Here is a 13034-nt window from a genome sequence, read left to right as displayed (position 1 = left end):
ATGTTTGTGAAATTTTTGTGTATGAAGTGTGAGAATGTTGTTTACTTACAGTGCCGGATCTGGTGTGCTTCTACGTATTTTCTATACAGTACATCTCCTGGAGGGTTATTTTTTTCACAAGGGACGGATCTGTATTTTCCCGAACCCATTCTGAAAAACCGCTCTTCGAAAACAGAAGATATTGTACAATCATATATTCCCTGGAAATCAGGCCGTTTCTATCCATCAGGTCTTCATATACTTTTTTATCAACAGGCTCATTCTTAAATTTACATTCTCCCAGCACTGCTTTTTTTGACATCTTGTCAAGTCCGACAATGTCTATATCCGTCTGCATACGTTTTCCGGGATTTGTTCCCCACCATTTTCCAACTGTCGTCACATAGCAGTTCAAACGGCCCATAATCCCTGAATGCAATGTATAGAACCTGCACATTTCTTCAAATACATTTCCCATATATTCGGCAATTCTGGGTTTTACCGCGTTTTGATAATAGAGCTCGCCTTTGTCCAGCTCAATGGCGCCTATGCCGTTCGGAACATATTTATACCAGAATCGAAACATATTGTCCTTCAGGTTATATTGAACCTTCTTTTTATTTTTTTCATCCGTAGCCGCGGTCTCCCTGACCACAATGCCGGTTGTGATCAGGTTAGACAGCGCGTGTGAAACCGCCGTCTGGGCGATATGTGTCTTGTCCGAGATCTCATTCAGCCTGTTTGCGCCTGAGGAAATTGCTTCTATTATGTCGCTGTAGCTGCTGACATTTCGAAATTCCTGCGTAAGTAAGTTATTCGTCTCTTCATAAAGATATCCGGATTTTGTAAAAAACTGAGTAATTATATTTTCATCCAGGCTTTTCGAATCATCGAAAAGGGAGAGATATTTTGCCACGCCTCCTGGCACGAATCACCGATAAAGGAAAACAGAGCGTCCATATTTTCAAAGGCCAGCGCGCCCACAGCCGGCGCCAGAACTTCCAATGCCTGTTTTCCCAAAAGCTCCAGATTCCTGTGGATGCCCGCCCGGGTTGCTGTAAAAAAGACCGCTTTTTTTTCTTTGATAAACTCTTTTATCAAGGTAGACTTCCCGATTTTTCTCCGTCCATAAATCACAGTCATTTGAAATCCGGGGGTATTGTACAGCTTTTCCAGTGCATCCAGCTCATTTTTTCGACCAATAAATTTTTCCATGGCAGATTCCCCTTTTATTGAAATACGCTTTATTGAAACATATTTCATTGAAGTATGTTTCAATAAAATTATATCAACAAAATATCATTGATCCTGCGATCTGTCAAGCATATTTCAGCCATTGTCATTGAATCGGCGTTATTATTCACGGGTATTTCACCCACATGCGCAATAACAGCCAGCAAAGCTGTCTGCCTTACATTTTCTCAGCGTAAGCACGGACAATCTCCATGAATCTCTCCCCGTACTTGTCATATTTCACTGTACCGATGCCGTTGATCTCCAGCATGGCGTCTTTGGTCGTGGGAAGAAATGTGCTCAATTCCTTTAAAGTCTTATCCGAGAAAATAATATACGGAGGTACGTGTTCTTTCTGGGCAAGCTCGTAGCGATATTTTCGAAGCTGCTCGAACAGATCCGGATATTTGGCGTCTGCAACCGCTTTTTTCTTCTTTTCCTGCCCCTTGGCCGCTGTCCGTTCCTGCTCTTTCGGAAGCTTTAAGATGATTCGGAAAGCCGGATCTGTCACTCTGCCATCCGAGCCGAAGCTTTCCTGGCTTGCCCATTCTTCCGGATTTTCCATCTTCTTCTCCTGCTGCTCCCAGTACGCCAGCAGTTCCCGCCCGCTCTTTGTCATTTTCAGCACCGGATAATCGCTGGTCGTGAGAAACAGGTATTCTTTCAGCAGCAGGTCATTTAAAATCTGGCGGAGCCTGACAAGTGTCCGGTCTTTCAGGCTTCCGTATTCCGGGTTCTGGTTCAGCCTGAATTGCCGCACCTTTGCCGTGTCCGAGCCGTGCACCCCGTCCAGTACGGCATTGATCCCGTAGCGTTCATGGCTGGTCAGCACCATGCGGATGATATGGCATGCCTCCTCCGTCACATCCATATCTTCAAATTCTGTCCGGCAGTTTTCGCAGTTGCCGCAGTAATTTCCGCCGTACTCTCCAAAATAACGCAGGATATATTCCCGCAGGCATTCGTTGGTGAAGCAGTAGAACGTCATTTTCCGGAGACGGTCCAGATCCCGCTCTTTGATCAGCTCCCGCTCCTCATCATCCAGCCCGCTGTTCTCCGCCTGTGTCCCGATGAGAAATTCATTGATCCGCACATCCTGCCCGGAGTAATACAAAAAGCATTCCGCCGGCTCGCCGTCCCGTCCCGCACGTCCGGCCTCCTGATAATAGCTTTCGATGTCCTTGGGCATATTGTAGTGGATGACATAGCGCACATTGGATTTGTCGATCCCCATGCCGAATGCGTTGGTGGCTACCATCACCGGCCTGCGGTCGTAGATGAAGTCCTCCTGGTTCTGCTTCCGCTCCGCATCGGTGAGACCCGCGTGATAGCGTGTGACCGGGTAGCCCGCTCTTCTTAATTCCATCTCTACTTCTTCTACGATTTTTCGGGTATTGCAGTAAATGATCCCGCTCTTTTCTCTGTTTTTGGATAAATAATCCAGAAGCTGAGCTTTCTTGTCCTTTGGCTTTTTTACTGCGAAGTAGAGATTTTTCCGGTCGTATCCGGTGACTACTACCGTCGGGTCATTGAGCCCCAGAATGCAGAGAATGTCTTCCTTGACCTGCTTTGTGGCCGTAGCCGTATAAGCGGCGATCACAGGGCGTTTCGGCAGCATGCTGATAAATTCCACGATCTTTAGATAGCTGGGCCGGAAATCCTGCCCCCATTGGGAAATGCAGTGGGCCTCGTCCACCGCCGTCATGGAGATGTCCACCTCCTGCACGAGGGACTGGAAAGAATCCGTCATCAGCCGTTCGGGTGCCACGTAGATGATCTTGTACTGACCCCGGCGCGCGTTTTCCATGGCTTTGCGGTACTGGCCTTCGGTCAGGGAGCTGTTGATATAGGCCGCATGGACACCCGCCTGGTTGAGAGCCGCCACCTGATCCTTCATCAAAGAAATGAGGGGCGATACCACAATGGTAATCCCCTCAAACATAAGCGCCGGAACCTGAAAACAGATCGATTTTCCCGCCCCCGTCGGCATAATCCCCAGAACATCCCTGCCGGAAAGGGCGCTGTCAACCAGGGTTTCCTGCCCTTCCCGGAAGGTATCATAGCCGAAGATATTTTTTAAGATTTCGTATTTTTTATCCATTCTATTTTCCTTTTCATTAAACGACCGCTTCTATGAGTATCTTGTCCCGATGCAGAACTTCCTTTACCCCGATCTCCTTCTTTTTGTTGAAATTAAAAGTCAGAATATACCCTTTATCCAGATGGTGATGCTTGAGGTATTCAAACACTTGCTCCTCACCTTGCTGATGCCTTGCAAGCCCACGCCAAATCTTCGTCTCTACAATGAATTGCTCTCCGCAGTAATCTACAATCAGGTCCGTCCGTTCCCGGTTTCTCGTCTCTGCCTCCACATAGCAATTCCCGATTCCATTGATGATCGGCTTCAGAAAAAGCATGAAATAGCGTCGTCCGTCATCTTCATAAAATTTCTGCCCGCTGTCACCATAGAGATCATCAAAATGTACCACAAACCTTTCCAGGATCATTTTCATGTTCAGATGTCCGTCTTCTATGAAAAGCGTCTTCTCCTTCAATGCCGCATCGTAAATTTCTTCCTGCTGCATAGGCGGAACCGAGAGAAAATAATTGTACAACAAAGTTTCAAATATCCTGTTGGCAGTCACAACCCGGCTGTCCGAAACCTTTACAAAGCCAAACATCAATGCAGATTCGACCGAGCGCACTCCGACCACATATACAATTTCTTTTCCTGTAAACAACAGGCCGCGAAGCATTTCCTCCAGTTCCGGATAGTCTGTCAGCTTATTGAGCAGTGATTCAAACAACGTATTGGTTTCTGAAAGCAGCATGCGGACTGCTTTCAAAAAGCCGCTTTTCGACCATGCAGTACCCAGCCCTTTATTCTCCCCGGCTATCCTCTCATCCATCAGTTTGCAGAGGCGCGAGACCAAAAACGGGTAACCAGAGGTGTACGCATAAAGAAGCTCTGACATCTCCATAATATTCATACCTGTATGGCTGTCATGCTCATAGTCCGCCAGCATCCCCGCAATCTCCCCGGCTGAGAAACTCATGTCCACCAAAAAATCCGCTGCAATGTTCCATGGAGAGTTATTCTTATGCTCTTCATCCGTTCTGATCTTCTGCCTGATATTTTTAATGTCATAAACCCCTGCAAGAATTACAGAACGAAACGTCGGTTTCACATCTCTGTTGATATAATAGCCGCGAAGCTGCGCTAGAAAATCCATAAATACCTGATTATTCGACGCGCTGTCCACTTCGTCTATGAGCAGAATCACTGGCTTTTCCACCTGCCCGCACCATCCGCTCAGCACCTTAAACAATGCCGACATGGTACGGTTTCTTTCCGTTTCCTCCATAAATATGGCAAGCTTTTCACGGATTTCCCGCGGAATATCCGGAACGCAATCCAACAGTTCACCGGAAAATGCAGATATGAAACTCGGCTCATCTTTAAAATCCGCATGGCTAAGCATCTGGAAATCCAGACTGATCACCAGATATTCTTTTTCCAAAAAACGTCCAAGTGCCCGCAATGTTGTTGTTTTTCCATATTGGCGTGCACGATTTATTGTAAAATAATCGCCCCGGTCAACCATCCTTTTTATTTCATCAAGCTTTGGATGGATATCGACCATGTAATGCCGTCCTGGCTTGCAGTCGCCATTCACATTAAAAAACCTGCCCATCACATCACCATGCCTTTCAGATTCTCTGATATCTGTTTTTTAATACTACCACGCAGTATGGAAAATAGCAAGTGAATGAACAGATGTCTTATAACTCTTTCTTGATAAAAGAAAAAGCTGTCCCCCCATTTCGGTATGACAGCTTCATAAGATGGACGCTCAACTACTCCTCTTCCTCCAAATGCTCATAAAAATTCGGCAGCGCTCCCCGTGTATCCGCACAGAGTTCCAATCTGTCCATCCGCTTTTCTTCCAATTTTTTACTCTCCTGCAGTGTCTTTGCCGCATCGCTTAACTGTGCCTGTTCAACTGCAGTTCCATCCTCCCTCTTACTCACCCTGAGCTGGCCTGTGATTTCTTCCAGCTTCTTTTCCAGCAGTTCAATTTGTTCTTCCGATGCCCCGCTGTCTCCGGATGTTCCTTTCATAAGGAGCAGTGCGTTTTCAATCGACTGTTTTTCTGCCTCCAGGGTTTTCTGCTGCTTTTCCGCCGTTTTCTTCGCTGCCGGATTCAAGCGATCTGACACTCTGTCGTTTTTCATCATTTTCAATGGATTTACATAATTGGGCCTTACATTGTTTACCATAAGCTTCCACCTCCGCTTTTATTGAATACCCACCTCCGAACAGTGTGGATATTTTTATATTCATTCCGTATATCGGACACATCTCCTATCATAAAAGCGGTTTTCCGCCAACGGTCACTCTATCTTCGTAAACGGCGCAAGACACAGCAGCACCGTCAGCCGGAATGTTTCGCCGTCGTTCTCAATCTCCATCGTCCCCTCATACTTTTCTGCGGTACGCCTGATATTGTTCAGCCCGGTTCCATACTCCAATCGGCCTTGTGGCTGCACCTTCGTATTGACTACCTCGATGATCAGGAAATGATGCCGTCTCCAAATCATGACCGAGATCTCCGGCTGTCTTCCTGTAACCTTTCTGCAGGCATGTACCGCATTGTCCAGCGCGTTTGCCAGAATCATGCACAGATCCATATCCTCCGCACCGCAATCCGGCGGAATCTGTACCTCGTGTTTCACTTCAATGCCGCTTGACACAGCGAAGCTGATCTTTTCCTGCAAAAGGATATCCAGGATCGGATTGCCTGTTTCAATCCCGATGAGCAGTCTGTCCGCAGAGCCATGCAGCTTGTCAAAATATATTTCTGCCTCCCCATATCTCTTTTCCCGAATCAGCCCGGATAGCACCAGAAAATGATTGTTGATATCATGCTGGAACGTGCGGTACTGCTCATTCCTTTTTTTCGCTTCCTCCAGGTATGTATACTGCTTTCGGATCTGATCCTCCAGCCTTTTCTGTTCCGTTTCCTGAACGGACAGCGCCAGAATCCTGCTCACCAGCCTCAGAATGATAAAGAAGATTATGCAGGCTCCAAGAATCCATATCAGTGCCCACAGGCTCTGCCGTTTCTCCCAAAATGAACTTTTCCTGACAGCCGGGTCCATCCACATGTCCAGCCCAAGCCCGCTGCGGATGACCCACACGATAAAGCTGCACGGCAGCAGCAATGGATACATATAGGCGGACAGCTTCTGCCTTCCCGTATATGCATAGCGTTTTGATACAAAATGCAGAGTCAGCAGCAATACAGCCGCCAGCCCTCCGGACAGAAGCATCTGCATGAAAACAGCGGTATGCATTTTCATAGAATGCCCTGCCAGCCAACGCATAAAAACGGTCTGAAATCCTTCCATAAAGGTAAACAGCGTCAAAATGATCATTGCCGGAGCGACCGTCTCCGCCCATTTGAGCTTTAGCACAAATCTGGAAAAGCAAAGTATGATCCCCATATGCAGAATCAATCTGAGAACTCCGGAGCTTTGAAAATACATGGCCAAAAATGTAAGTAAGCCGCTGGTCAATACATAGCATACCATATATTTCTTTTCCTGAATCCCGGTAAAACTGCGTATAAAATAAAATTCAGCCAAATAGAGAATGCAATTGAGCAGCAGCCACCAGCTATAAAATCCGACAGAAAACATGTGCGGGTATTCCAATCAGATCACCTCATTTTTCAAATTGTGCAAAAGCCTTTGCATAAACTCTGCCTGCTTCCGCCGTGATATCAGAACCCGGTTCCCGTTTGAGACCAATGCCGTCCCTTTTTCCTGGCCGACCACGTGGCTCATGTTGATGAGATAGCTTCTATGGCATCGAAAAAAACGCCCGTCCAGCTTTCCCTCCAGCATGTCCAGCGTTCCGGAATATTCGTAATTTCCCTGCGCTGTATGGATACAGACGCGGTGGTCAAACACCTCGCAGTACAAAATGTCGCGTATCGGAAGGATGTGGGTACTTCCCGATTTTATAAGCGCCAGTGTCCTGTCGTCTGCCTGTTTGGATTGCTTCAGCGCCCTGTCCATTGCCTGGTACAGACGCTCATCCGTCACTGGCTTGAGCAGATAATGGACCGCTTCCACCTCGAACGCGTCCACCGCATATTCCCTGTAGGATGTGATAAAAATGATACGGCTTTTGCGGGAAAGCCGCTTCGCCGTTTCCAGACCGTTTATGCCCGGGAGCACTAAATCCAGGAGAATCAGGTCGAAGGAGCGCTGTTCCTTTAACAAATCCTCACCAGACGTAAAGGTGCGGATCTCGGCAGGGTAATGTCTCGTTTTCAGATATTCCTCTGCTTTTTTGCGCAGTTCTTCCAGCAGATAGGTTTCATCTTCACATATGGCGATTAAGAACATTTGTCTGTCCCCCTGTTCTGAACTGTTACAAGTATACTATACAGTACAGGTTATTTTCAAGGTCTCAGATTTCCTTTCATTCTTAAATATTTAGTCAAATATCCATGCAAGCATGGCTACCTGGCTCGTTGCTTCCCGGGAATAAAGTATTTTCTGCGCAGATATTACCGGCGGTTCTTGAAGGCCGGTCATTTTTTTAGTATAATAGAGCCACAGCAAAAGTAACTAAACGTTAAAATTTGCGGAGGTGCTGCAATATGGCAGAGAGGAAAAAACTTCCCATCGGAGAAGAATTTTTTCGTAATATCAGAACAAAAGGATTTTACTATGTAGATAAAACAAAATTTATTTCGGATCTTTTAAAAAACCGCGGGAGTGTCAACCTGTTTACAAGACCCCGCCGTTTTGGAAAAAGCTTAAATCTCGATATGCTCAAATCCTTTTTTGAAGTTGGTGCAGATGCCTCTTTATTTGAAGGATTGAAGATTACCCGGGAAACGGAACTGTGTGCGCAGCATATGGGAAAGTATCCTGTGATTGCCGTCACCTTAAAGGATGTCAGTGGAGAGTCCTATGATGATGCATTGAAAATCATGTCCCAGGTTCTAAAAAAAGAAGCCCGCAGACATCAATACCTGCTGGAAAGCGACAGACTTACAGATATTGATAAAAACTCCTTACAGGAACTATATGCAAAATATCTGGAGGAGGATGTACAGCAGGAAAGCATTGCACTGCTCTCGGAAATGTTGGCGAAGCATTATGGAACAGGCGTCATCATTCTCATAGATGAATACGATGTGCCTTTGGACAAAGCATACCAGAACCGCTATTATCCTCAGATGGTCCGGCTGATCCGCTCCTTATTCAGCCAGGCGCTTAAAACAAATGAGCATCTTGAATTTGCTGTAATCACCGGATGTCTGCGCATCGCCAAAGAAAGTATTTTCACAGGGTTGAATAATTTCATGGTGCATTCGATTTCTGATATTGATTTTGCGGAATATTTCGGATTTACAGACAGCGAGGTACGAGATATCTTAAAATATTATGGTGTTGAAAAACGTTTTGAAGACATAAAAGAATGGTATGACGGATATCATTTTGGGCATGTGGACGTATACTGTCCCTGGGATGTACTGAACCAGTGTTACAGACTTTGTGCAAATGCGGATGCAAAGATGGATTCCCATTGGGAAAACAGCAGCAGCAACGCCATTATCCAGGATATGATCGAGGATGCTACGGAGACAACCAAGTCAGAGATTGAGGCATTGATTTCCGGTGAATATGTGGAGAAGCTTTTGGTTCCGGAATTGACTTATACAGATCTTGACAGCAGGGATGTCGAGATACGCCAGACATACTTGTGGAGCGTACTTTTTGCCACGGGTTATCTGACAGTTGCCGGGGAGACCGGGGGCGGATATCACAGGCTGGCCATTCCGAATCAGGAGGTTCTGGGGATCTATCAGAAGAAAATTCGTTCCTGGTTTAAAGTGAAGGCTATCAGTAATTCCGCTAAATGGAAGGAGTTCTGCGCAGCGGTTAGAGACGGTGATGCAGAAATGTTTCAGAATTTGTTTAATGAATTTATGTCAGATTCTATCAGTATACGAGATACATTTGTAAAAAAAGAATTAAAAGAGCATTTTTATCATGGCATGCTGCTGGGCTTATTAAAAGCGGAAGGAAGCTGGATTACAAAATCTAATGCTGAATCCGGTATTGGATATACGGACATTACGCTCACAGTTCCTTCTGGAAAAATCGGATGTATTATAGAAGTGAAATATGCAGAAAACGGAAGATTTGATTCAGCCTGCCGTGAAGCGATGAAGCAGATTGAGGATGGCGGATATGTATCGGCACTTAAGCAGGAAGGGATGAGGACGATCCATAAGTATGGGATTGCCTGCTATAAAAAAACTTGCCGTGTAACTTACAGCCGACAAGAATAAGATGGATAAGATAACGGAACAGAGCTGCCATATTGGCATACACTGGCTACAGGCGTGGGAACACAGCGTGCCGGAATGATTCAAGAGAAGTATGGAATTTTTTTAATTGTTTTTTCGTGGCCGGGAAGTTCGGCCACTTTTTTAGTTAGATGGATCGGTTCTTTTTTTTGGGAAATCATATGTTGCACGTTCTACTTTGATGTGTATAAGAAGATAGAAATAAGGAATCAGTAAGCGTTAGACAAAAGAATGGGAGGATTTTTATGGAGAAAGCAGCACTTATACAAAAAGTAGAAGGTACTGTTTCCATCCCTATTTATGTACTGGGAAGCCCTTGTTTATAAGGCTTCCGATTTTTTTACTTATCATACGGCAGAATGGTCGATATATTTTAATCAAACACCGATTCGAGAACAAGGAGAATTGTAGTATGAAATGTTTTTCAACGTACAAAAAATATAAAATAGATGGAGTAAATAAATTCGTGCCCATAGGTCTCGGAGAAGGTAGTGAAGAGTATATGTCTTTGGGATTATTAAATAGCAGCAGGATATCTGAAATTCAGAAGAGATTTATTCCTGATCATAAATTAAAACCATACCAAGAGGAAGTTATGGAATTTATCTTTTCCAGCAATAATACCTTTGCCATTCTTCCCACTGGCAGCGGAAAATCAATTTGTTTTCAGGCGCCATCTGTATTTTTTCCGGGAATAACACTTGTGGTCACACCTCTGACCGCACTGATCGAAGATCAGGTAGAAAATTTTAATAAAAAGAATATTGTCTTCTGCTGTCCAGAGAATCAAAACAAGAATGAAATAAGAAAAACTAAAAATATCTGTTTCAAAGCTATTTATCCCGGTATAAATGATAAAGACGAACGGCAATTATTTTCTGAAATACAGAACTTTCAAATAGACAATGAATACAAATGTGAAATTAAATATAAGCTTTTGTATTTAACTCCTGAACGGCTGTGCAGCCCTAAATTTTTGAAGGAATTAAAAAAAGCGGAAAAGAATGGATTGAGGATCAACCATATTGTTATAGATGAAGTACATTGTATGTCACAATGGGGATTTGATTTTCGCGAAAGCTATCTTTATATTATAAATTTTATTAAGCAGAGACCTGTACGTCCAATCATAAGTGCATTTACGGCAACCGCTACACAAAAAGATATAGAGGAGATTAAGAACATTTTTTCACTTGCAGGAGTAAATAATTTTAAATATAAAAACCATATAACCGAGAGAAAAAATCTTTCGCTTCAGGTTATACAATGTTTGGGTGACAAGGAAACACAGACTGGCTTTTTAAAAACGAGATATGAAACATTAATTGATATACTCGAAAAAAATAAAACAAAAGTATGTATTATATATCGTACTACTACGGAAGGGGTAGATGAACTTTATAGTAAACTAGAGGAAAATGGATTGCTAAGAGGAAGACTGGTAAAATATTATGGTAAAGGCAAAATGTTACCAGACGAAAAAAGAGAGAACAAAAAACTATTTTTGAGCAGTTATGATGGAAATAGTGATACGAAATTTTGTTGTACATCAAAACAATGCAGAAATATAATGATTGCTACTAATGCATTTGGTTTGGGGATTGATAAAGAAGATATTTCTCTTGTGATACATTATGATGTGCCCAGAAGCTTGGAAAACTATTATCAGGAAGTCGGGCGCGCGGGACGTAATACCGAAAAAATACCTCGAGCCGATTGCTACCTTTTGTATGCCGACGGTCCTATAAATGAAAAGGGGACATTACAGAATATGATTCATTGGATTGTCAAAAAAGAAAAGGCGGAAAGAGAGTATAAAAAGATTCCTTTAGATTTTACCCTCGTTCCTGTTGAAATCAAACCAATAAAAAAAGAAAAAACAAATGAGGTATCTGCTTCCACAGGAGCTATTTTTTCGCAGTTTTCAGAGGAAATGAAGGAAAGTATATACTTTTGGTCGTATTACAGATTATTCTATATAAAGAAATACTGTGATGAGGTAAAGATAAATCCCCAAAATGCTCAGAAATTTATAATCGAATATCTTAATCAAAAATTTGATGAGAATATCGGAAATCAGATTGCTGCTGAACTGGATTCTTTTTACAATTATATAATAAATAAATGCAGGAAAGATTTTAAAGAAGTCCTTTTTGCAGGAAGTGATGCCTACATATTTCTTGATTTCACAAAGAGGCAGAAGAAACCTGATATTTTACAGAAAGAAATCAAACAGCTTTTAAACAGCGTAAATGAAATATATATTAATAATACTCATGCTGCAAACTTTTTAAGAGATCATCCAGAAAAATATGAATTGGACAAACCTTTTGAACCTGGAGATTGTCCTGATTCAGGACAGATTACCATTCATGGAAGGGAAAAATTATCCTACTTTGATATGTGTGTCATGGATGCGATATATACCATTGAAGCAACTCAAAAAGGGCAGATAAACAAATTTCTTTTGAGAAAAGAAGGGAAGTGTTCCTTCCTCTAAAGAAGCCAAAAGGACAACGAGATTATTCTTACTCTGTCTTGCCGCCCCTTTATGAGTTTGCGGAGAAAAAAAACCACCAGATTATTACGATACCGATTTCGTTGCTTAATACAGCAAACATTAAACAAACTGATCTTGCCTCAACAATTAATAATACGTCACTGTGCCATTATCTTATGCGTCGGATTGCAATAAGCAGGTATACTGGTTACAAAAAAATTAATTTTGCAACAATTAAAAAAGCTATTCACATAAATGAAGACTCCTACCTTTTCAAAAAAAAGGCCGTAGCTATCATGAATTACTATCAAAAAATCGGATATTGCGATGAATATTATTTATATACGTTACAAGATACAAATGTTAAGAAGTTCTTTCAGGCAGGAACTCTGACAAAAAATTCTGAACGAAATCCTGTTACTGTATCATTGAGTCGTTTAGACGGTATATATTTGCAATTAAAAAAATAAAAGGGCAAATTTTTACCAGATGGCCGGCAGCTGGCGGAATAAGGAGGAAGGCAGAACAATGTCTTATATCAAGAAAATCGAAGGCGATACGATCGTCATTTATGAAGGAGATCAGAAAGATTTCTGGATACAGGAAACAGTCGGGGAAACGTACATGAAGGCATTCCTTGGAGGGCGGCTTAAGTCGGTTTATGTTCATGATTTTTCGGATGAGATGCTGGCGTTTGTATCAATCGGGATGAATCTTATTTTGGATTTTTCAGCAGTGAGCTATATGTCTTTTTCTTTCATGCGGGCGCTTCTGAGTATCCAGCAGGAAATAGAAAAAAAAGACGCTGAACTTAAGCTTATAAGATTACCCGAGCATATTTACGGAGAATTTGAAAAAACCGGATTTTCAGAATTACTGGACTTAGGTGTTTAACACCCAAACCTTGTGCGTTTTGGCTTGTCCGG

Annotated in this window: 11 protein-coding genes; 4 read left to right on the top strand and 7 right to left on the bottom strand. The window is 43.0% G+C overall.

All coding sequences use genetic code 11. The annotated features are described in order from the left end of the window. Nucleotides 1-70: 70 nt before the first annotated feature. The 7 genes from EBB54_RS28730 to EBB54_RS28700 form a co-directional block, all read right to left on the bottom strand. Entirely contained in the window at nucleotides 71-895 is an 825-nt protein-coding gene (locus tag EBB54_RS28730; protein WP_125130228.1) for an ATP-binding protein, read from the bottom strand. Then, a complete protein-coding gene (locus tag EBB54_RS31515; protein WP_125130226.1) occupies nucleotides 841-1194 on the bottom strand; it encodes an AAA family ATPase in 354 nt (117 codons plus the stop codon). Before EBB54_RS31515 ends, EBB54_RS28730 begins: the two co-directional genes overlap by 55 nt. 196 nt (nucleotides 1195-1390) lie before the next feature. Continuing rightward, nucleotides 1391-3313 carry a DNA helicase RecQ gene (recQ, locus tag EBB54_RS28720; RefSeq protein ID WP_125130224.1) on the bottom strand — a complete coding sequence of 641 codons (1923 nt, stop codon included), beginning with the start codon at nucleotides 3311-3313 and terminating at the stop codon, nucleotides 1391-1393. Between the two features lie 16 nt (nucleotides 3314-3329). Continuing rightward, nucleotides 3330-4907: an AAA-like domain-containing protein gene (locus tag EBB54_RS28715; protein ID WP_125130222.1), complete on the bottom strand. Its 1578-nt coding sequence runs from the start codon at nucleotides 4905-4907 to the stop codon at nucleotides 3330-3332. Nucleotides 4908-5070: 163 nt separating this feature from the next. Then, nucleotides 5071-5493, bottom strand: a complete 423-nt coding sequence (locus EBB54_RS28710) for a hypothetical protein (protein WP_125130220.1) — start codon at nucleotides 5491-5493, stop codon at nucleotides 5071-5073. A 114-nt stretch (nucleotides 5494-5607) separates the two neighbouring features. Then, nucleotides 5608-6861, bottom strand: a complete 1254-nt coding sequence (locus EBB54_RS28705; protein WP_243127852.1) for a sensor histidine kinase — start codon at nucleotides 6859-6861, stop codon at nucleotides 5608-5610. A gap of 69 nt (nucleotides 6862-6930) precedes the next feature. Continuing rightward, nucleotides 6931-7629, bottom strand: a complete 699-nt coding sequence (locus EBB54_RS28700; RefSeq protein WP_125130218.1) for a LytR/AlgR family response regulator transcription factor — start codon at nucleotides 7627-7629, stop codon at nucleotides 6931-6933. Nucleotides 7630-7886: 257 nt separating this feature from the next. On the opposite strand from EBB54_RS28700, the gene EBB54_RS28695 reads away from it, so the two are divergent. From EBB54_RS28695 to EBB54_RS28685, 4 genes are all read left to right on the top strand, one after another. Beyond that, nucleotides 7887-9590, top strand: a complete 1704-nt coding sequence (locus EBB54_RS28695; protein WP_125130216.1) for an AAA family ATPase — start codon at nucleotides 7887-7889, stop codon at nucleotides 9588-9590. Between the two features lie 430 nt (nucleotides 9591-10020). Next, nucleotides 10021-12108: a DEAD/DEAH box helicase gene (locus EBB54_RS28690; protein WP_125130214.1), complete on the top strand. Its 2088-nt coding sequence runs from the start codon at nucleotides 10021-10023 to the stop codon at nucleotides 12106-12108. A 101-nt stretch (nucleotides 12109-12209) separates the two neighbouring features. Further along, nucleotides 12210-12578, top strand: coding sequence for a hypothetical protein (locus EBB54_RS30475; RefSeq protein ID WP_162307233.1), 369 nt, complete (start codon nucleotides 12210-12212; stop codon nucleotides 12576-12578). A 58-nt stretch (nucleotides 12579-12636) separates the two neighbouring features. Next, complete coding sequence (locus EBB54_RS28685; RefSeq protein ID WP_125130184.1) at nucleotides 12637-13002, top strand: STAS domain-containing protein; 366 nt, start codon at nucleotides 12637-12639, stop codon at nucleotides 13000-13002. Nucleotides 13003-13034: the final 32 nt, after the last annotated feature.

This window comes from Schaedlerella arabinosiphila (genome assembly GCF_003885045.1).
Taxonomy (GTDB): Bacteria; Bacillota; Clostridia; order Lachnospirales; family Lachnospiraceae; genus Schaedlerella; species Schaedlerella arabinosiphila.
This window is presented reverse-complemented; position numbering and strand designations above follow the sequence as displayed.

Excerpts from the sequence above, each read along its gene's own strand:
- EBB54_RS28685 (WP_125130184.1), top strand. The coding sequence starts at position 12,637 with ATGTCTTATATCAAGAAAATCGAAGGCGATACGATCGTCATTTATGAA.
- EBB54_RS28690 (WP_125130214.1), top strand. The coding sequence starts at position 10,021 with ATGAAATGTTTTTCAACGTACAAAAAATATAAAATAGATGGAGTAAAT.
- EBB54_RS31515 (WP_125130226.1), bottom strand. The coding sequence starts at position 1,194 with ATGGAAAAATTTATTGGTCGAAAAAATGAGCTGGATGCACTGGAAAAG.
- EBB54_RS28710 (WP_125130220.1), bottom strand. The coding sequence starts at position 5,493 with ATGGTAAACAATGTAAGGCCCAATTATGTAAATCCATTGAAAATGATG.
- EBB54_RS28715 (WP_125130222.1), bottom strand. The coding sequence starts at position 4,907 with ATGGGCAGGTTTTTTAATGTGAATGGCGACTGCAAGCCAGGACGGCAT.
- EBB54_RS28695 (WP_125130216.1), top strand. The coding sequence starts at position 7,887 with ATGGCAGAGAGGAAAAAACTTCCCATCGGAGAAGAATTTTTTCGTAAT.
- EBB54_RS28700 (WP_125130218.1), bottom strand. The coding sequence starts at position 7,629 with ATGTTCTTAATCGCCATATGTGAAGATGAAACCTATCTGCTGGAAGAA.
- recQ (WP_125130224.1), bottom strand. The coding sequence starts at position 3,313 with ATGGATAAAAAATACGAAATCTTAAAAAATATCTTCGGCTATGATACC.